Raw genomic sequence first — 21679 nt, forward strand, 5'->3', positions numbered from 1 at the left:
AAGTTCTATTCTATGTAAGCGTCAAATTTTACACACATTGATATAATAACAATAAACAAATGTATTAAAGATTCAAGCAATGAATTCATAAAACCATGATAAATTAAAAAGAAAGTATTAGAATGGCTAATAGGCAGGTGCAATTTTTAAAATAAAACACTATGCTAAATAAAGGAAGTGAAAAAATGATATATAAAACATATTATGAATCACCTTTAGGGAAAATGTTACTTGCAGCTAAGAATAATGCACTGATAGGTTTATGGATTGAAGGACAGAAATATTATCTTGGATCTTTGAAAGAAGAAATTATTAAGAGAGATAAGCTAGAAATATTCCAAAAAACAAAGAAATGGCTTGATCGCTATTTTGCAGGAGAAAATCCAGCAATAAGCGAACTTAAGCTTGCTCCAATTGGAAGTGATTTTGCACAGAGTGTGTGGGAAATCCTTAAAGAAATCCCATATGGAAGTACGACAACCTATGGTAAGATTGCAGAGCAAATTGCGGAAAAACAGGGAAAGAAAAGAATGTCTGCACAGGCTGTTGGAGGAGCTGTTGCTCATAATCCTATATCCATCATCATACCGTGCCACCGCGTTGTTGGAACAAATGGCAGACTTACTGGTTATTCCGGCGGTATTGATAAAAAGATTAAACTACTTACTCATGAAGGAGTGGATTTATCATTTAATAATACATGATTTATACTGATGAAAAATCAAATAGACAAATGGAAATCAAGTTCAAAATAAATTTATAATGGAATATAGGATTTAAGCTTATGCTAAAAAATTTTAGCATAAGCTTTTAATTTACATATTAAATATACTTAATGTTAATAACATATTATAAAAAAAGTAAAATAAGTATTGGATTTTATGCCATATCATGATAAAATATTTTTTGCTGCGTTTAAGGTTCTGGTAATTGAGTAAAAATTTTATTATATAAAATTTTATAATAAATTTTATATAAAGGGATAAAATAATATATAAAAAATAGTTTAGATTAACTTGTAACAAAATATTTTTATGGTTATAATTTATAATATACATATAATATAATTTAGGAGTTGATATTGTGGCAGCTTCAATCAAAGACGTTGCAAAAGAAGCAGGGGTATCTATTGCTACTGTTTCCAGAGTTTTAAATGATGTTGATGTAGTTAATGAAGAAACTAAAAAGAAAGTTCAAGAAGCAATAAAAAAACTTGGCTACAGACCTAATATAGTTGCAAGAAGTTTAAAGACACAAAAAAGTAGAACTATAGGTATTATAATACCAGATATATCCAATCAATTTTATCCAGAAATAGTAAGAGGTGCAGAAGATGTTGCTAACATATACAACTACAATATAATACTTTGTAATACTGACTTAGATATAGATAAAGAAATGGAATATCTAAGAGTATTAAAAGAAAAAATGGTAGATGGTGCACTTTATATGAGTAATTCACTAGAACCAGCAGTAATTGATCTTATAAAGAACCTTGAACTTCCAGTAGTTTTAGTTGAAACTACTGATAAGGCAAATACTTTCCCTAGTGTAACTATTAATAATGATAAAGCAGCTTTTGATGCTACAAAGTATCTTATTGATAGAGGCAATAAGAAAATTGCATACATAGGTACACATGAAGATGCTGTTCATGCTTCTGCTTTTAGATTTTCTGGATACAAAAATGCGCTTAAAGAACATGGACTAGAACTTGATGAAAGACTGTGTTATTTCGGCGGCTTAAAAGCTGATGATGGTTATGAAGGAATTAATACTATATTAAGCAGTAAAGATGTAGAATTAGATGCTGTATTTTGTGCAAGTGACGAACTTGCAATGGGAGCTATAAATGCTCTTAGAGAAAAGGGTATAAAAGTTCCTGATGATGTAGATGTAATGGGTTTTAACGATATATATAGTGCATCTATATTTTATCCAAAACTTACAACGGTTGTTCAACCAATGTATGATATGGGTTCTGTAGGCATGAGAATGTTAATAAAGCTTATTAATGGAGCAGAACTTGTACAACATCATTTTGTATTAAATCATCAAATAATTGAAAGAGATTCTTGTAAAAAATAAAAGTATGCAAATTTGCATACTTTTATTTTAAGTTCAAGGAGTTTTTGTTTCAGAAGTTGTTCCAGAATTTGTATCAGGATTTTGATCTAAAGAGTTAGTATTATCTACAGGTTCTTCTTTTAAAGTATTATTAGTAGATTCTGTAGTTTTTTTAATTTCAGTATTAGTAGTTTCATTATTATTATTTTGGGTATTGACTTCATTATTTGTATTTAAATTATTAGTTTGTGTATTAGTTTTTTTTGATGTAGACGTACTAGAAGTAGTTTTTTTAGAAGTTGAAGTAGTTTTTTTATTTTTTGAAGAAGACGATGATGGAGGTGAGGATATTTTATCAGAAGGTTTAACCTCAGGTATTACATCAGCATATATAAATTCATGTATATGCTTTGCAGTAGCATCTATATCAAGCCATAGATAATAAACTCCACCAATAGTCATATCCCTTGAAGCTTTAATAAGAGGAAATCTCTGCTGCTCTATATTCATCATGTTTCCTGCAAAAACCTGAGAACCGAGCTTTAACATAGTTGATTTATCCATACTTGTTTCTACATAAGGCAACATTTGAGAAACAATATAAGGAAACTTTAATGAGCCTGCATCAGAAATTTTATCTAAAATTAAAGATAAAATAAGTCTTTGTCTATCAGTTCTTTCATAATCACCATTACCTACATTTCTTATTCTGCCATAGGCAACTGCCTGAATACCATCTAAAAGCTGTACTCCTCCAGAAGTAACATAATGAGGCTTAACATTTTGCAAAGCAGCAGATTCTTTTACACATTCATTTAAACTTTTTACTTCATAATCTTTTACATCTACAACTAATCCACCTAAGGCATCAATTATTTTTTCTAAACTAAAAAAATCTACAAGAACGAAATCTCTTATGTCCATTTTAAAGTTTTCGTTAATAGTTCTTATAGCAAGCTGAGGGCCCCCGAAAAAATAAGCATGAGTAATCTTGTCCATTCCATGTCCATTTATATTTACATAACTATCTCTCATTATAGAAGAAAGTTTTATTTTTCTATGTTTTTTATCTATTGTAGCTATCATAATAGTATCAGTTCTAGCTCTTTCTTCTTTACTTCTTCTATCTGTTCCAAATAAAGCAATATTTACAATATCATCATCCATTTCTACCTTTTGGTCATTTTCAGTATCTGTATTTATGCCTAAATCTTCATTACTTTTAGATATTTTGGTTATTTTAATTTTGTTTAATTGATAATAACCATATCCTGCTAAAAAAAGCCCTAAAAATAAAATAATTACAAGAAAAATAGATAAAATCTTTTTAGTGTTTTTATTTTTAAAAAAATTCATATAGTTCACTTCTTTCTCAAATTAGTAAATTAGATATTTAGTTCGTTAGTTTTTATAAATAAGTCCATTATCAAATATTGCTTTTAACATATTAAAAATTTTAATATGTTAAAAGCATAAAAATAAATATAATATTATTTATTTTTTAAATAAAATCATTTATATTATACAGTATTTTAATAATCTTATAAATATATAATTTGAAAATAATTTTAATATGTGGTAATAATATTATTAAATAAGATACAAGTAAAATACGGAGGAGTAAAAATGCCGCAAGATACTATAATTAAGCCTGTATATCAACAGATTGCTATAGATTTAGCTAGTAGAATAGCTCAGGGAGAATTTGTAATTGGTACAAAAATTTATGGAAGATCTACTCTTGCAAGTCAATATAATGTATCACCAGAGACTATAAGAAGAGCAGTTATACTATTAGAAGATATGAAAATAGTAGAAGTTGTTCAAGGAAGTGGCATATTTGTAAAATCAAAAGAAGAAGCATTTAAATTTATAGAAAAATTTAAAGATAAAGATTCAATGGAATCACTTAAAAAAGATATAAAAAATTTACAAAATGAAAGAAAAAAGGTTGAAGAACAGTTAAATTTATATATAGATAAGCTTATTGATTATTCAGAAAGATTTAAAAATTCTAATCCATTTTTGCCTATAGAAGTAGAGGTACCTGATAATTCAAAATTAATAGGTAAAACTATAGGAGAAGTGAAATTTTGGCAAAACACAGGGGCAACTATTATAGGTATAAGAAGAAATAAAACAATAATATTATCTCCAGGACCGTATGCTATTTTTAATAAAGGAGATATATATATAGTTATAGGCGATGAAAATTCTTATGAAAGAGTAAAAAATTTTATGCATGAATAAATTTATAAATAAAAATTGTGTCAAGGAATTTAAATGATATGTTTCCTTAAGGTATCAGATTTTTTTAAATCTACTTACATTAAAAGGGAGTATATTAAAATGATTTCTTGGCACATTTTTTTATTTTATAAAGTTTAAAGAAAAACTACAATTATGTACTAATGTTTACAAAGTAATAACTTTATGTTAAAATAAAGTAACAACTTTTCGATAAAATAAAGTTGTTACTTTTTAAGGAGGTTGAAATTATGATAGAGTTTAAAAAAGTTTCTAAATACTTTAAAGATAAAGCCATAATAAAAGAAATAGATTTAAAAATAAACAAAGGGGAGCTTGTAGTTCTTATAGGACCTAGTGGATGCGGGAAAACAACAACTTTAAAAATGATAAATAAATTGATTACTAACACATCAGGGAAAATATATGTAAATGGAAAAGATATATCAGAGCAAAATACAATAGAACTTAGAAGAAGTATAGGGTATGTAATACAACAAACAGGACTTTTCCCACATCTTACAGTTGGAGAAAATATAGGTATTATTCCTAAATTAGAAAAATGGCCTGAAAATAATATAAAAGAAAAGATTGTTGAACTTTTAAACATGGTTGGAATGAAACCAGAAGAATATATTGACAGATATCCAAGTGAGTTAAGCGGAGGACAGCAGCAAAGAATAGGTGTAGCTAGAGCTTTTGCTACAAATCCAGATATAATTTTAATGGATGAACCTTTTAGTGCATTAGATCCAATAACAAGAAATCAGCTTCAAGATGAACTTTTTAATCTGCAGCAAGAACTTAAAAAAACTATAGTTTTTGTAACTCATGATATGGATGAAGCTTTAAAGCTTGGAGATAGAATTTGCATAATGAATGAAGGCAAAATAGTTCAATTTGATGTTCCTGAACAAATATTAAAAAACCCAGCTAATATATTTGTAGAAGAATTTGTTGGTAAAAATAGAATATGGAAACAGCCTGAATTTATTAAAGCAAAAGATATTATGATTTTTGAACCAATTAAAACAAATTCTAATAGAACGATACTTCAAGCTTTGGAAATAATGAAATCAAATAAGGTAGACAGCCTATTAATTATAAATAAAAATGGAATTTTAGAAGGTATAGTCACTGTAAAAGATCTTAGAAAAGCTGATAATAAAAGTTTAAAACTTTCTGAAATAATGGAAAAAGAAGTTAAAACAGTGAATAAAGAAGATTCTCTTATAGATATTTTAAATAAAATGAATGAATATAAAGTAGGATATATGCCGGTGGTAGATGATAACTATAAGCTGCTTGGACTTATTACAAAGAGTAGTTTATTAACTGTATTAAGTAATCAATACATCAATAAAGAAATGGAGGAATAACATATATGATAAATGAATTTTTAAACTTTATTTTAGATAGAAAACTTCAAATAATAAATTTAATTGTAGAACACATAGAGCTTACTTTATTAGCTTTACTACTTGCTATTATAATTGGTATTCCTCTTGGTATACTTATAACTAAAGTAAAAAAACTGGCTGCTCCAATTATAGGTTTTGCTAATGTAGTACAAGCTATACCAAGTTTAGCATTACTGGGATTTTTAATTCCTATACTTGGGATAGGGAGTAAACCAGCTATAATTATGGTATTTTTATATTCACTTCTTCCAATAATAAAAAACACTTATATTGGACTTACAAATATAAATCCAGATACATTAGAAGCAGCTAGAGGTATAGGTATGACTAAAAATCAAATACTTAGAATAGTACAAATACCTTTAGCATTACCAATTATTATGACAGGAATAAGAATATCTGCAGTTACAGCTGTTGGTCTTATGACTATAGCGGCTTTTGTAGGAGCAGGCGGACTTGGATATATGGTTTTTTCAGGAGTACAGACTGTAAATAATTATATGATACTTGCAGGAGCAATACCAGCTTGTTTATTAGCACTTTTAATGGATTTTATTGTTGGTAAAATTGAAAAAATGGTTACACCTCCTGGTATTAGAAAAGCTGATGGAAGTATAAAGACAAAAAAGAAAAAAAGTTCAAAATTAAATAAAATATATAAACTTGCTGCTTTAATATTGGTTATAGTAATAATAGGAGGAAGTATAATAAAATATAATAAAAAAGAAGATAAAATTGTAATAGGTTCTAAAAATTTTAATGAGCAGTTAATATTAGGCAATATGCTAGCTACACTTATAGAAGAAAATACAGATTTAAAAGTTGAAAGAAAACTTAATTTAGGAGGAACAAGTATAGCATTTAACGCACTTAAATCTGGTGAAATAGACTTATATGTTGAATATACAGGAACAGGACTGGTTAACATTATGAATCAGCCTGCAGTTAATGATCCAGATAAAGCGTATAAGATAGTAAGTGATTATTTTAATAAAAATTATAATATAACTTGGCTTGAGCCTTTGGGATTTAACAACACTTATACTTTAGCAGTATCAAAAGACACTGCTAAAAAATATAACATTGAAACTTTTTCAGATATTGCTAAAGTATCAAATAAATTAAGATTAGGAAGCACAATAGAATTTACTAATAGAGAAGATGGATATTTGGGTTTAAAGAAAGCTTATAATATGAATTTTAAAGAAGTAAATGCTGTAGATGGAGGACTTAGATATACATCATTAAATAATGGTAAAACAGATGTAATTGATGCTTTTTCTACAGATGGACTTCTTAAAGCTTTTGATTTAAAAGTATTAAAAGATGACAAAAACTTTTTTCCACCTTATTATGCCGTACCTATAATAAATAATAATACTTTAGAAAAATATCCTGAATTAAAAGATTTAATAAATAAGTTAAGTGGGAAAATAGATGATGAAAAAATGAGAGAGTTAAATTATAAAGTAGATAAACTTAATGAAGAACCACAAAAGGTAGCAGAAAATTTTTTAAGAGAAAATAATTTAATAAAATAAAAATGAATATTTATATAATATTTATATAATATTTATATAATATTTATATAATTTTTATATAAAGCCATGCATAAAAAAAATTTTTAAATTATGCATGGTTTTTAAATTTTGATAATTTATATTTTAGTCAAAAGAGCTATATTATATTATAAAATCTGGTGGCACTTATAATATAATCTACATAATATATAGCAGGATTGAAAAGTCCTAATAATCTTTTAAATAAGAAAGGAGGACACATAAGATGATGGCTAATAATTTTATGTATAATATTTCAAATTATATTGGACAAACTGTTACGGTATTTGCTGCATGTGGGGGAGAATCAGGAAGAGGCTTTACTGGTGTGCTCGCAATGGTAAATCCAGATTTTATAAGACTTATTACTCAAATAGGACCTGCACCAGCATGTGCACTTGGGAATTGCTGCGATTATCAGTACCAGTACCCAATGAATTTAAGAAACATTCAAGATGATTATTTATGTATAGATGGAGAAAAAAATTCTTCAAATGATGATAAGAATGTTCAAAATCAAGCAAATTATACTCCTAATGAAAGAAGAATAGATTGTAGAGGCAACCATGGTCTTGGCTGTGTAGTAGATATTCCAGTAGATAAAATAGTTTCATTTGTTCATAATGCTGTAGGCGGCGGATGGTAAAAACATTATTAAATTAAAATAAAATTTATATTTAATTTAAGATGAATTTAAAGGCTGCTATGCATATAACTATTTAGTTAGCTGCATAGCAGCTACTTTTTTAGATAATAGTATTAGGTAACAGTATAATGAATATTTACATATTATAATATAGTAAATATTTTTAAGGGCGGTAATATATAGTGAGAAGAAATGTAAATATATTTAATATAAGAACTAAAAAAAAGAATAAAATATATATAAATTCAAATAAAAACTGTGAAACTAAAAACATAAAAGGAACTAAGATATACTTAGAAGATGATACATTTATTCAAAGCCTTTTTAAATATATGGGGCAAACAATAGTAGTATATGTTATAGGTAATAAAGATGGAGATTTGGGATTTACAGGAGTTTTGTTAGATATAAAAAAAGATTATATAAAAATACTATCTAAAGCTATGAATCCTCCAGTTATAGATTTAGAAAGTGAGTGTAAAATTGAAGATATTAAAAAAAATTCATTAGGAATAGTAATAAACATACCAATAAATAAAATTACAGCTTTTGTTCATAATGCTGTATAAATTTTTTAAAAAATTATATTTATACTTTGGAACATTATTTATATAGTAACATACTATATATTAGGACAAAGGTCCTTAAAAGCTTAAATATAAGAAAGGAGGACACATAGGATGGCAAATTCATATAATTTAGTAAATAATTTAGCAAGACACATTGGACAAACTGTAACAATTTTTACAACTAGTGGAGGAGAATCAGGGAGAGGTTTTACAGGTGTATTAGCTAGCGTAAACTGCAATTTTGTAAGACTTATTACTCAAATAGGTCCAGCTCCAGGTTGTGCACTTGGAAACTGTTGTGATAAATATTCTCATCCTAGATGTGATGATGGGAATGTATTACCAAGTGGAATAAGATGCGATGCTGATAGAGGATTTGGTTCAATAGTAGATATTCCAGTAGATAGAATATCAGCATTTGTTCATAATGCAGTTGGTAGTGGATGGTAAAAACAGAAGAATTTAAAATAAATTAATAAATATTAGCCCTTGCGTAATAGCAAGGGCTTTATAATTGAGTGTAAATATTCTTTAAATTATATATATTCTATATTAACAATTTTACCAAGTTTTCTCATAACTTCGGCTAAATTTTCTACTACAGTAACCTTTATGCTTAAATCTAAAGGGAAATTTGGATTTTGATGAGCTGGATTTATAGCCGTACCTACAAAAAAATTTAAATGAGTACAATCTTCTATAAGAAGTTTAGCAAGTTTTGAAGCTCCATCTTTACCATTTAAATTGAGAGATATTTTATCTTCTAAAGAGCTATTTAAATAAGATTTTATTTTTTCTAAAGCCTTGCTTAAAGTTAAAACTCCTTCAGTTACTAAATCTAGTCCTCTAATTTTAGCAGTAGGGGGAACAGAATAATCATAATACTGTAGATTAACTTCTATATCCTCTTTAAGCTCTCGTGCAGCTATATTTGCAGCGGTACCTCCACATATAACCTTTTTACCTTCGCTTTTTATAAGTTTTGATATAACAATAGGATCATTTTTAGGATCTTTAGGAGGTCCTGTAAATATATTTACACATTCAGGTTTTCTCATAGTAACTGCAACTACAGTAGTATCATCGCCTGGATTACCTGCATATAAATTTTGACATGTTACCAATAAATCTTTTGAAATATTAGCAGCACATTTTTCTTTAGAAACAAGTCTTTCTAAATAATCAGCAATATTTTCCCATTGCCATCCTAAGTTTAGTATTGCACCTACACCAGCATGTACAGCACCATCACTTACAACAGTTAGTACATCTCCTATATCAAGTTTAAAGTTGCTTTCATTTATAAGCTTATCTTTAATAATAATTTGTTTTTTCTTTGGAGTAGTTATTATATTATTTTTTATAAGAAAATATGAAGGATTATCATATTCAAGAGCATGAACATTTCCGCTATTATCAATTTTAATTATAGTAAAAGTACAATAAGCAAGTTGTCTTATGTTGCATACAGGTAGAGTGTGGGCTATTGTATCTACCGTTTCATAAAGACTTAAGCCTTCTTTAAGCATGGTGCCTGCAATTTTACAAGTAAGAGTAGAGAGTATGTTGGCTTTAACCCCACTTCCAAGACCATCTGCCATTACGATTATAATTTCTTTAGAAGTCTTAATAATCTCTACCTTATCACCGCAAAGCTCTTCACCACTTTTGTTTAAACTGTTATATGAAATATCTATAAAAGTATTCATCTATTTTCATTCACCTCGCCAAGAGCTAAGGCTTTTAGTTTGGTTAAAATAACTTTCGTTTCTGCGGTGGTTTCTCCAAGAAGACTTGCAATTTCTTGTGCAACTCTCATTTGCTTTTCTATAACCTTTTGTGCTGCGTCAATTGTTTGTTCTTTAACTCTTGCAAGTTCTCCTTTACTTTTTTCTTCTAAAGTTATATCATTTATTATTGCTAAAAATAAACATTGCTTTTGAAGATATATTATATTTTCCAGTACAATTAAATCTTGATTTTCAAAAAAAATTCTTCTGCCTATTATATTTTTTTTAGTTTCTTTAACTTTATAAAAATCACTATCATCCATAATTAGACAAATAGGTTTACCTATAATATCTTGATATTTAATATTAAACATTTTTTCAGAAGCTGGATTAAAATCTTTAATAAGAAAATCTTCATCTAAAGTAAATATTGCATTTGGTGAAGTTTCAAATACTACATTTGCTATACTTTCTGCTTTATTTCTTATATAATGTATACACATATTTATTTCTGCCATTCCATCTAATACTGCTTGAGCTTTTTCTCTGCATGTATTATAACCACATACCCCGCAATTAAGCTCATCTTTAGGACTAAATTTACCCATTTTTTTCAAAACTTCAGAAATATTCTCTTGAGAAAAATTACTTTTACATAAAGTTCTAGTTTTAAATGTCTTTGAAAAGTTTATATTTACATCTGTGTTTAAATAATCAGGAATATTTTTTGTAGAATTTTCTTTTATATATTTTTTTACATTTCGCTGCCTTGTAAAAAAGTCCAATTCATTTTTAGGCATAGCAGGACCATTTATACATCCTCCTCTACAAGCGAATGCTTCTACAAAAACTTCACTTATATCATTTTCTTCCATTGATTGAAAAAGCTGCATACACTTATCTACACCATCAGCACTAATAAAATCGTAATTAAAGTTTTTATTTTTTATAAGTTCATATTTAAGCTCTCCCATTATAGGAAAATTCTTTCCAAAGGTTTTAGATGATTTATCAAAATTCATAGGTTCAAGGGAAGTTATATCTATATTTTCTTCTTCAAGCCATTTATAAATTTCATCAAAAGTTAAAACTGAATCTATAATTCCTATATTATCTTCATCAATGCTTTCAAATTTTTTAGAATAACATGGACCAACAAATGTTATAAAGCAATTTTCATATTTCTGCTTCAATATTTTTCCAAGAACAATCATAGGTGAATCTACTGGTATTAAATATTTTGAAAGTGATGGATAATAAGTATTTATTAAATAATTTATAGAAGGACAACTTGTGGTAATATAATTTTTCATATTTTTTGAAATAGCATATTCTTTATAAAGCTCAGTAACTATTTCTGCACCTAAAGCTACTTCAAAAATTTTGTTAAAACCAAGAGCTTTAAGAGCTGCTGCAAATTGTCCTGAGGATTTTAAGTTAAAAGCTCCAGCAAAGGAAGGAGCAACAGCTGCTATTACAGTTTTGTCTGATTTTATATAACTTTTAATTTTATATACATCTGATTTTATATGTCTTGCATTTTGTGGGCAGACTATAAGACATTGACCACATGTTACGCAACGTTCATTTACTATTTTAGCTTGATCATTTTTTATTCTAATTGCTTTTACAGGACAAGAACGAAGACATTTATAACAGCTTCTGCAATTTGCTTTTGTAAAATTAATTAATTCCATAATAAAACCACCATTTCTTAAATTTTTGTAAGTACCTGTTCTTTTAAGAATTCAGGTACACCATCTGCTTTTAGAGAAAGTACAGGTCCATCATTAATTTTTACAGATACTGCATTAGTACAATGCCCAAGGCAAAATGAAGCTTTAAGTTCTACTTTATTTTTTATATTTAATTTTTCTATTTCGTTTTGAAGTGAAGAAATTACATTATAAGCTCCTTTTAAGTGACAAGCACTACCAATACAAATACTTATAGTAACCATAAAAATCCTCCCAAATTAATCTTTTATATAAATATAGCACTTTGTTAAAAAATTATCAACTAAAACAATTTCATTTTGTTAATAAAATACTAAAATTTTAATTATAAAAATTTAAATCAAAAAAATAAAACCCCTAAAAGAAGCTTTTATTTAGGAGTTAAAAGAAAATCAAAGTATTTGTTATGTTATTATCATATAATTTTGTAAATACTTTAAAATCATTATAAATTGAAACTTATACTAATCCAAAATATTTCTCAAAAAACTTCGTTAACTTTTCAATAATTCCTTGCTTTTTAACAGCCCTGCCGCCACCAAAGCGTGAAATAGGAGGCATAATTTTATCAATGGCAGTACCTGTTGTTTTAAGCACACCATCTTGCAAAGAATTATCAATAAAACGTCTAGTTTCTTCAGGCTTTAATTTTTCTTCTTTGATTATTTCTGTAATTTCCTCTTCCTTACGCTCATGCAAAAATTTACGCCAGTCTTCATCTATCTTAGTAGATACATTGACTTGATTTATAAAACGCTCAATAAGCTCTTTCTTGCTGCGAAGCTCAATACTTGAATTAATGGCTTTATCGATGGTTGTAAGAATAGTTTTATCCTTGCAGTTTGATTTTTGATATTTATCTACAAGCATAAGTATATAATCTATGTTTACTTCTATCTGACGGATTAATTCTATCTCGAAGACAATGTCGTCATTGATTGTTTCTTTATTGCTATCAGAGCCTTTTCTATATTTTTGATAAAGATCAATATAAATACTTTGATAGTCCTGAAAATCTCTTTCAGATAAAATTTCATTTCCTGCAAAGTCATCAAAGGAAGTAAGGATATTTCTAAGCCTTAAAATTGCTCCATACAAACGGATAAAGTCTTTTTGTGTTTCCTCACCTGCAATAGGTTTTCCAAGAGGATATTGTGTAGTTAATGTAGCAATAAGTTCTTCATATCCCGGCTTGTGCTCACCTTTTTCACAATAGCCTTTATAGTATTCATCGTATGTTTTAAGAAGTACAATACCTCCAGCATCTTTATTACCAAAAAGGGCGATTGCTTTGTCTGTTTCTTCTTTTAAATCTCTAAAACAAACTATATTTCCATATGTCTTAACACTGTTTAAAATACGGTTTGTTCTTGAAAAAGCTTGAATTAGTCCATGCTGCTTTAAATTTTTGTCTACCCAGAGAGTATTAAGTGTAGTTGCATCAAAACCTGTCAAAAACATATTAACAACAATTAATATATCAATCTCTCTATTCTTTACACGAAGAGAGAGATCTTTATAATAATTTTGGAACTTATCTGAAGATGTATCATAATTTGTGTTAAATGTTTTATTGTAGTCCTTTATAGCTGATTCTAAAAAATCCCTGGAACTTTGGTCAAGGTTTTCTATATTGAAATCCTCATCTGGTAAGAGTCCATCTGGTTCTTCTTCATTTGCACTGAAGCTGAAAATGGTTGCGATTATAAGATTACGGTTTTTTTCAGCTATCTGTTTTTTAAATTCATTATAGTACCTGATTGCCATTGGAATAGAGTCTGCGGCAAATATTGAGTTAAATCCAGCAACACGTCTTGTTTCACGCTTTTCTATTATTTTCTTTGGGTTTTTCTTATCGGGTTCTTCCCATTTTGCAGAGAATGTATAAAAGCTGTTACGCTTTGTCTTTTGATCAAAGTGCTCAAGAACATAAGAAACAATTTCGCTTATTCGCTGTGGATCTGCCAAAGCTTTTTCTCTGTCTATGCTATAGACTTTTTTATCATTTATATACTCTGGCATCTTGATAGTATTTATAAAATCTATCCTAAAAGGCAACACATTTCCGTCATTAATAGCATCTACTATGGTATAAGTATGAAGCTTTTCGCCAAAAGCCTGCTCTGTTGTCTTAAGATGAGGATTACCACCAGAACTAGCATTTGCAGCAAAAATAGGTGTCCCAGTAAAGCCAAATATGTGATAATTCTTAAATGCCTTTGTAATAGCCTGATGCATATCGCCAAATTGTGAGCGGTGGCACTCGTCGAAAATTATTACAACATGTTTTTTATAAATATCATGTTGCTTATTTTTTCTAATAAATATATCCAGTTTTTGAATGGTGGTTACAATGATTTTATATTCGTGAGGATTTCCTTTTTCATCTCTGTCTTCCAATTGTCTTTGAAGAACTCTTGTGGATGTATTTCCATTGGCTGCACCTTTTTCAAAGCGGTCATATTCCTTTATAGTTTGATAGTCTAGATCTTTACGGTCAACAACAAACAATACCTTGTCAATAAATGGCAAGGCAGAAGCTAATTGCGCTGTTTTAAAGCTAGTTAAAGTCTTTCCTGAGCCTGTCGTATGCCAGATATATCCCCCAGCGGCTGTTGTACCCATTTTTTTGTAGTTTGTTGATACTACAATACGTGATAATATTCGTTCAGCAGCGGCGATTTGATAGGGACGCATAACAAGGAGCATATCTTCGGATGTAAATACACAGTATTTTGTAATAATATTTAAAAGAGTGTGCTTAGCAAAAAATGTTCTGGTAAAATCCATAAGGTCAGCAATAACTTTGTTATTAGCATCTGCCCAAAAGCTTGTAAATTCAAAGCTGTTGCTTGTTTTTTTACTTCTTTGACGTTCATATTTACTTTGTTCTTTAATATGAGCACTTCTTGTTGTATTGCTATAATACTTGGTGTGAGTACCGTTGGAGATTACAAAAATCTGCACATATTCAAATAAACCAGAAGATGCCCAAAAACTATCACGCTGATAGCGGTTAATCTGATTGAAAGCTTCACGTATAGATACACCTCGACGTTTTAGCTCTACATGGACAAGAGGCAATCCATTTATAAGTATTGTTACATCATACCTGGTTTCATGCTTGCCGCCTGATTCTTCGTATTGATTGATAACCTGCAAGCGATTATTATGGATATTCTTTTTATCCAAAAGGAATATATTTTTAGTTGTTCCATCGTCCCTCTTTAGTATTTGAATATGGTCATCTTGAATTTTTCTTGTCTTTTCAACAATACCCTCATTGCTATTTGCTATGCACTCTGTAAAAAATCTCTCCCATTCACTATCAGTAAAGGTAAAATCATTAAGAAGTTCAAGCTGCCTGCGGAGATTTGAGATAAGTGCAGCCTCATTGTGTATTGTAATATACTCATATCCTTGTGATGTTAAAAGGTGAATAAATTCCCTCTCAAGATCAGTCTCACTCTGATATTTTTCAGAGCGGACATTATATAGAGCGGAATATTCGGCGACAACCGTTGCTTCATCGGTACTTGCAACGATGTTATAAATACTCATGCTTTTACCTCCTTTGACTCCTTCACCTCTTTCGAACGGGCAGGGAAGGTTAATAATTTATCTCTGTAATATTCATATTGCTTTTGGCGTGCTTCAATTTCAGCGGGCAGACCACTGGTTAGATCGTTACATAGGGCGTCAAAACGGTCGAGTATAGCAACAATACGCTCTTGTTCTTCGAGGGGAGGAACCGGAATTTTAACTTGTTTCAGTTTTCCAGCGGTAATTAGAGGTTGGCCACCTCCAACAGCTAAATTATTTAACTTCATGTTTAATAACTGATAGTAAGCAAATGATAGGTTATAACTTTTTTTTGGTTTTACAATTAGCGTATTATCTGAGACATCATATTGCCCTTTTGCTTTATGAACGAATCCTGCGTTAGCCCCAACTCTCGCAACCAGCAGTAACTCCTCATTATATGCGTAGGAATCTGAATAGGCAATAATGCCAGTTGAACCATACACTGGAAATTCCCCACTGTCGTTTCTGGACTTGTTTTTTCCGGATGCTATTTTTTCGCAAACTTCTCCTAAAGTCTTCCACTCTACCTCATCTCCAAATGTCAATAGCAAATCCCTATAATACTCATACTGTTTTCTTCTTGCTGTAAGCTCTGCTGTAAGCTCTGCTGTAAGCTCTGCTGTAAGCTCTGTGAAATTGTCCAGAATACGGACAATTTCCTGCTGCACAGGTAGCGGAGGGAGGGGGATTCTAAATTTAGAGTATTTTCCAATCCATTGACGAGAGTGGTCTACAGGAATATAGTTAATATTTTTCATTAAATGGAACAAAAATCTTAAATTAGCAATCTCATTGTCCTTAGACCTTAACATTTTCATTGCAGAAGATTTAACCTTAAAGTTAAAATCAACCCAATGGAAAGAAGTAGTAAAATCATCAAATATAATTACTGGACTATCAGGAGATGCCTTATATATCCCAAAATCTTCATTTGTATAACCCAGCACAAATGATTGTCCTGCAGTTAACACAGGAATTGTATAGGAATCATCATAATTTGTACCTTTCACAATATACTTAGTAGGTTGCTCATAGTCTAATACTTCATTAAGTTCAACAAACTCAACCCCATGAGGGCAAATTTCAGCAATCAATTCGTCTAACTTACTCATTTGCTCACCTCAATTTCCGCAATAATCTTATCTATTTCTTCTCTTAAAATTTGCTCTTGTGCCACAATCTTTTCTATCTCAGCATTGAGGGCAACAATATCAATCTTTTCTCTGGTATCCTCTTGTTCAACATAGGTAGAAACAGACAGGTTATAATCTTGTTCAGCAATTTCGCTGTTTGGCACAAGCCTAGCAAAATGCTCAATATCTTTTCTTTCCTTAAATGCATTAAGAATGGTCTCAATATTTTCTTGTGTCAGCTTGTTGTTATTCGTAACCTTGACAAATTCCTTTGATGCATCGATAAATAAGGTGCTATTTTCTGATTTAGACTTCTTCAGCACCATAATGCAGGTAGCAATGCTGGTACCATAAAACAAGTTATCCGGTAACTGAATGATACAGTCGATATAGTTATTGTCAATCAGATATTGCCTTATTTTCTTTTCGGAACCTCCTCTATACAGTACACCTGGAAAACATACAATAGCCGCTGTTCCGTTTGTTGCAAGCCATGAGAGACTATGCATAATAAAAGCAAGGTCTGCTTTAGATTTTGGTGCAAGTACTCCTGCAGGAGAGAAGCGAGGATCGTTAATCAAAACAGGATCACTATCTCCTTTCCATTTAATAGAATAGGGAGGATTGGAAACAATGGCATCAAAAGGTTCCTCATCCCAGTGTTGTGGATCAGTTAATGTGTCGCCAAGGGCTATATCAAATTTGTCATAATCGATATCATGAAGGAACATATTTATTCTGCAGAGGTTATATGTTGTTATATTAATTTCCTGACCGAAGAATCCTTGTCTCACATTTTCCTTTCCGAGAATTTTAGCAAATTTTAAAAGCAGGGAGCCAGAACCACAAGCGGGGTCATATACCTTGTTTACTTCAGTTTTCCCTACTAATGTAAGGTGGGTTAGTAACTCAGAAACCTCCTGTGGCGTATAATATTCTCCTCCACTCTTTCCAGCATTAGATGCATACATACCCATTAAGAATTCATAGGCATCACCAAAAGCATCAATGGTATTATCTTTATAATCTCCAAGTTTCATTTCAGCCACTGAATTTAATAGTTTAACAAGCTTTTCATTTCGTTTTGCTACAGTGCTGCCAAGCTTGTTACTGTTGACATCTATATCGTCAAATAAGCCTTTGAAATTATCTTCGCTTTCTGTTCCCCGTGCAGATGCTTCAATGTTATTAAATATCTGCTCCAATGTTTCATTTAGGTTTTCGTCATCCTTTGCACGAGCACGAACATTTTCGAAAAGCTCACTAGGCAGTATAAAAAAGCCTTTTGTTTTTACTAAATCCTCTCTTGCCTGTTCTGCTTCTTCATCGGAGAGCTTAGCATAGTCAAATTCAGTGTTTCCAGCTTCCCATTCTCCTTTATTAATGTAGGCAGTGATATTTTCAGATATGTAACGGTAAAACAACATACCGAGGACATATTGTTTAAAGTCCCAGCCATCTACACTGCCTCTTAAATCATTTGCCATATTCCATATTGTGCGGTGCAGTTCTGCACGTTCTTGTTCTTTTATATTGTCAGTCATATCTTTACTTCCCTTCTTTAAATGTAGCTTTCTTTTCCTCTTATAGAAATTTCTCCAGATATGATTTTTTCTATATTACCATTAGAATATTTTACTATAAGTTTTCCTTCTTCATCAATATCTAAAGCTTTGGCAGAAACTTTTTTTCCTTTATTTATTATTATTATTTCACTGCCTAAAATAGCAGAATATTCCCTGCATATTTTTAAAGAAGACTCTATATCATTATTATTTATAAATTTATCATACAAAATTTCAAAATTATTCAATATTTTAGCGGTAAGTATTTGACGATTAATTTTATTATTACTTTCTATTTTTAAAGAAGTAGCTATATTTTTTAAATCATCAGGGAAATCTTCTTTATCTGCATTTACATTAATTCCAATTCCTACAATAACATGATGTATATTTGTAAGTTCTGCGTTCATTTCTGTTAATATACCACATACTTTTTTGTGATTTAGAATTATATCATTAGGCCATTTTATTGAAGCTTTTATATTCATTTCTAATAAAGATAAAGTTACTGCAGCAGCAGCTATTTGAGTAATCTTAGATGCATCTATAGGATCTAAATTTGGTTTTAAAATAATAGACATCCATATTCCTTTATATTTAGGAGATATCCAATGTCTTCCAAGACGTCCCTTCCCATTTGTTTGTTCTTCACTTATTAAAACAGTGCCATGGGAATTTTCATCATCAGCTATTTTTTTTGCTGCGTTATTAGTAGAATCAATAGAATTAAAATAAACAAAATTTCTTCCAATAACAGAGCTATTTAAATAAGGCTCTATTTCTTCTAAAGTTAATAAATCAGGAGAAGATTTTAATTTATAACCCTTATTTGATACAGCCTCTATTTTATAACCTTCTTCTTTTAGCTGTTTTATATGTTTCCATATAGCACTGCGGCTTACCCCTAATGTACGGCTTATATATTCTCCAGATAAAAAATCATTATTATTTTCTTTAAGTAATTTTAATATTTGTTTTTTCAATTGTATTACCGTCCTTATTCCATTACATAATTTATATTATATATTTACCACGAATTAAATATAATATAGAAAAATAATTAAAGTAGAAATATTTTTAATGAGATTATAATAATTTTAGTGGTTATTTAAAGATGGCTATTTACCGCCTGTTGCATAAAACATTATATTTTCTCGTGTTGCATTATCGCCTTTAAGCATTGCTGCAATATTTCCATTATATAATACCATTATTCTGTCACACATTCCTATAACTTCATCTACATCAGAGGAAATAAGAATTATTGAAACATCTTTGGTAACCATTTCATTCATTATATTATAAACATCAACTTTTGAAGCTATATCTATACCTTTTGTAGGTTCATCTAAAATAAGTATTTTAGACTTAGACATAATCCATTTTGCAAGAACAACTTTTTGCTGATTTCCACCACTTAAATAGGCAATTTTATTATTCACTGTACCTGCATTTATTCTAAGTCTTTTAATATATGAATTTGCAATTTTGCTTTCAATTTTTTTATCTATTATATGTTTATTAGAAACTCTAGAAATATTAGGAGCACTTATATTTTGATGTATATTTAGGTACATAAAAAGATCGTTAAAAATTCTATCTTCTGTAACATAGCCTATTCCAGCTTTAATAGCATCTTTAGGAGAATTAATATTTACTTTTTTATTTTCTATAAATATTTCCCCAAAATCTAATTTATCAACGCCAAATAAGGATTTAGCTATCTTCGTTCTTCCTGAACCAACAAGACCTATTATTCCTAAAATTTCACGTTTTTTAAGAGAAAAATTTATATTTTTAATTATATTATCAGAACTAAGATTATTAACTTTTAAAACTTCTTTTCCGATTTTAACATGAAGTTTAGGATACCTATTTTTTAATTCCATACCTGTCATCATATGAATTATATTGTTAACTTCCATAGACTTTACTTCTTGGGTACCTATTATCTCTCCGCCTCTTATAACTGTTATTTTATCTGCTATTTTGTGTATTTCTTCAAGTTTATGAGAAATATATATTATAGCAGCACCAGATTTTTTTAACTCTTCTATTATTTTAAAAAGAAGATAAGACTCTGAGTCGGTAAGTGAAGAAGTTGGTTCATCCATTATAAAAATTCTAGCATTAGAAACATAAGCTCTGCATATTTCAACAATCTGTTTTTGGGCTAGATTTAGATCTTTAACTATACTTTTGCAATTTAATGAAAAGCCAAGTTTATTAAAAAGATCTTCACAAAGAGAATACATTTTTGATTTGTTTATTGTTTTTAAAAGCTTATTTGAATATGGTTTATTATCTATAAAAATATTTTCTGCAACAGTAAAATTTTCAAACAAAGAAGAGTTTTGATGAATCATTGCTATTCCTAATTTTTTTGCATCTATAGGAGAATTTATAGAAACAGGTACATTATTAATTAAAATGTCTCCACTGTCTTTTGGATAAGCTCCCCATATAACATTCATTAAAGATGATTTTCCTGATCCGTTTTCTCCCATTAAAACATGAACTTCACCACCGTAAAATTCAATAGAAATATTTTTTAAAGAAAAAAAATCAGATAATTTTTTATTGATATTTGATAACTTAAGTACTGGAGATAACATTTTAAATACCACCTTCATAAGAGTTAAAAGCAGTATAAAGCTTTATATTGCTTTCAAAATAATATTTTTTGTATAAATCAGGTATAGAAGGGTTTGTTATTATCTTATCAGCTATATTTAATTGCCCTATTTGAGAAAAAGCAATATTATCAAAAGCTTTATATGTACAAACTATTATTTTTTCAGAAGTAATATTAAGCATTTCCCTTATTACAGATGCCCTATCAATACTTTGCACTGTATATCCTCTTTGAGTACTTACTCCTTCAACTTCAATAAATGCTTTTGATACAAAGAAATTTTTTAAATTTTCTTCAGTAAGTTTTCCTGTTAATGTCATTGTAGAAAGATCCAAATCTCCTCCAGGTACAATAACTTTAGTGCTTGGATTAGCAGTAAATTCAGAAGCAATATTAAGATCATTAGTTAGTACTGTTAAGTTCTTTTTATTTATTATTTTTTTTGCAATATATAAGTTTGTAATACCTGGACTTAAAATTATAACATCATTATCATCAATCATATGAAAGGCTATTTCACTTATTTCAGTTCTTTGCTCAATAAGAGGGTCAGATTCAGTTTCGTTCAAGTTATCTTCAGTAAAGTCATTATCTTCATTTATAATTGCACCACCGTGAGTTCTTGTTAAAAAATTTTCATTTTCTAATTTTTCTAAATCACGTCTTATAGTAACTTCAGATACATTAAGCATAGCACTTAAATCTGAAACATTAATATGTTTTTTATCTAAAAGTATTTTCTTTATTATTCTCAATCGTTCAGGAGCAAACATAAAATCCTCCTTG

18 protein-coding genes are annotated in these 21679 nt (G+C 29.3%); 8 read left to right on the top strand and 10 right to left on the bottom strand.

The window, feature by feature from the left end; all coding sequences use genetic code 11:
* Positions 1-185: 185 nt before the first annotated feature.
* Positions 186-704 carry a methylated-DNA--[protein]-cysteine S-methyltransferase gene (locus tag EGD97_RS04730; protein ID WP_127836659.1) on the top strand — a complete coding sequence of 173 codons (519 nt, stop codon included), beginning with the start codon at positions 186-188 and terminating at the stop codon, positions 702-704.
* 379 nt (positions 705-1083) lie between these two features.
* Positions 1084-2088: a LacI family DNA-binding transcriptional regulator gene (locus EGD97_RS04735; RefSeq protein ID WP_078682322.1), complete on the top strand. Its 1005-nt coding sequence runs from the start codon at positions 1084-1086 to the stop codon at positions 2086-2088.
* A 33-nt stretch (positions 2089-2121) separates the two neighbouring features.
* Here the strand turns inward: EGD97_RS04735 and EGD97_RS04740 are convergent, their stop codons facing one another.
* On the bottom strand, positions 2122-3423 hold the full coding sequence (locus EGD97_RS04740) for an LCP family protein (protein ID WP_127836595.1): 1302 nt from the start codon (positions 3421-3423) through the stop codon (positions 2122-2124).
* A gap of 270 nt (positions 3424-3693) precedes the next feature.
* On the opposite strand from EGD97_RS04740, the gene EGD97_RS04745 reads away from it, so the two are divergent.
* The 6 genes from EGD97_RS04745 to EGD97_RS04770 all read left to right on the top strand — a co-directional run bounded on the left by EGD97_RS04745 (position 3694) and on the right by EGD97_RS04770 (position 8959).
* Positions 3694-4317: a TrkA C-terminal domain-containing protein gene (locus tag EGD97_RS04745; protein WP_127836596.1), complete on the top strand. Its 624-nt coding sequence runs from the start codon at positions 3694-3696 to the stop codon at positions 4315-4317.
* 248 nt (positions 4318-4565) lie between these two features.
* A complete protein-coding gene (locus tag EGD97_RS04750) occupies positions 4566-5693 on the top strand; it encodes a betaine/proline/choline family ABC transporter ATP-binding protein (RefSeq protein ID WP_127836597.1) in 1128 nt (375 codons plus the stop codon).
* Between the two features lie 5 nt (positions 5694-5698).
* A complete protein-coding gene (locus EGD97_RS04755; protein WP_127836598.1) occupies positions 5699-7276 on the top strand; it encodes an ABC transporter permease/substrate-binding protein in 1578 nt (525 codons plus the stop codon).
* 244 nt (positions 7277-7520) lie between these two features.
* Positions 7521-7940, top strand: a complete 420-nt coding sequence (locus EGD97_RS04760) for a hypothetical protein (RefSeq protein ID WP_127836599.1) — start codon at positions 7521-7523, stop codon at positions 7938-7940.
* A 182-nt stretch (positions 7941-8122) separates the two neighbouring features.
* Positions 8123-8509 carry a hypothetical protein gene (locus EGD97_RS04765; RefSeq protein WP_127836600.1) on the top strand — a complete coding sequence of 129 codons (387 nt, stop codon included), beginning with the start codon at positions 8123-8125 and terminating at the stop codon, positions 8507-8509.
* A gap of 111 nt (positions 8510-8620) precedes the next feature.
* A complete protein-coding gene (locus EGD97_RS04770) occupies positions 8621-8959 on the top strand; it encodes a hypothetical protein (protein ID WP_078682329.1) in 339 nt (112 codons plus the stop codon).
* An 86-nt stretch (positions 8960-9045) separates the two neighbouring features.
* Here EGD97_RS04770 and EGD97_RS04775 read toward each other — a convergent pair whose 3' ends face one another.
* The 9 genes from EGD97_RS04775 to EGD97_RS04815 all read right to left on the bottom strand — a co-directional run bounded on the left by EGD97_RS04775 (position 9046) and on the right by EGD97_RS04815 (position 21666).
* Positions 9046-10218 carry a SpoIIE family protein phosphatase gene (locus tag EGD97_RS04775; RefSeq protein WP_127836601.1) on the bottom strand — a complete coding sequence of 391 codons (1173 nt, stop codon included), beginning with the start codon at positions 10216-10218 and terminating at the stop codon, positions 9046-9048.
* Complete coding sequence (locus EGD97_RS04780; RefSeq protein WP_127836602.1) at positions 10215-11936, bottom strand: [Fe-Fe] hydrogenase large subunit C-terminal domain-containing protein; 1722 nt, start codon at positions 11934-11936, stop codon at positions 10215-10217. The genes EGD97_RS04775 and EGD97_RS04780 overlap by 4 nt, the downstream gene beginning before the upstream one ends.
* A 17-nt stretch (positions 11937-11953) precedes the next feature.
* Positions 11954-12199, bottom strand: a complete 246-nt coding sequence (locus EGD97_RS04785; RefSeq protein WP_127836603.1) for an NAD(P)H-dependent oxidoreductase subunit E — start codon at positions 12197-12199, stop codon at positions 11954-11956.
* Positions 12200-12434: 235 nt separating this feature from the next.
* The gene (locus tag EGD97_RS04790) at positions 12435-15536 is read right to left on the bottom strand and encodes a type I restriction endonuclease subunit R (protein ID WP_127836604.1); all 3102 of its coding nucleotides are present in this window, start codon (positions 15534-15536) and stop codon (positions 12435-12437) included.
* Positions 15533-16672: a restriction endonuclease subunit S gene (locus EGD97_RS04795; protein WP_127836605.1), complete on the bottom strand. Its 1140-nt coding sequence runs from the start codon at positions 16670-16672 to the stop codon at positions 15533-15535. The genes EGD97_RS04790 and EGD97_RS04795 overlap by 4 nt, the downstream gene beginning before the upstream one ends.
* Positions 16669-18237, bottom strand: coding sequence for a type I restriction-modification system subunit M (locus EGD97_RS04800; protein WP_127836606.1), 1569 nt, complete (start codon positions 18235-18237; stop codon positions 16669-16671). Before EGD97_RS04800 ends, EGD97_RS04795 begins: the two co-directional genes overlap by 4 nt.
* A gap of 17 nt (positions 18238-18254) precedes the next feature.
* Entirely contained in the window at positions 18255-19241 is a 987-nt protein-coding gene (locus tag EGD97_RS04805) for a biotin--[acetyl-CoA-carboxylase] ligase (protein WP_127836607.1), read from the bottom strand.
* Positions 19242-19376: 135 nt separating this feature from the next.
* The gene (locus EGD97_RS04810; RefSeq protein ID WP_164850159.1) at positions 19377-20873 is read right to left on the bottom strand and encodes a sugar ABC transporter ATP-binding protein; all 1497 of its coding nucleotides are present in this window, start codon (positions 20871-20873) and stop codon (positions 19377-19379) included.
* Position 20874: 1 nt separating this feature from the next.
* Positions 20875-21666: a DeoR/GlpR family DNA-binding transcription regulator gene (locus EGD97_RS04815; RefSeq protein WP_127836609.1), complete on the bottom strand. Its 792-nt coding sequence runs from the start codon at positions 21664-21666 to the stop codon at positions 20875-20877.
* Positions 21667-21679: the final 13 nt, after the last annotated feature.

It is taken from the genome of Clostridium prolinivorans (genome assembly GCF_004011155.1).
Lineage (GTDB): Bacteria > Bacillota > Clostridia > Clostridiales > Clostridiaceae > Clostridium_AT > Clostridium_AT prolinivorans.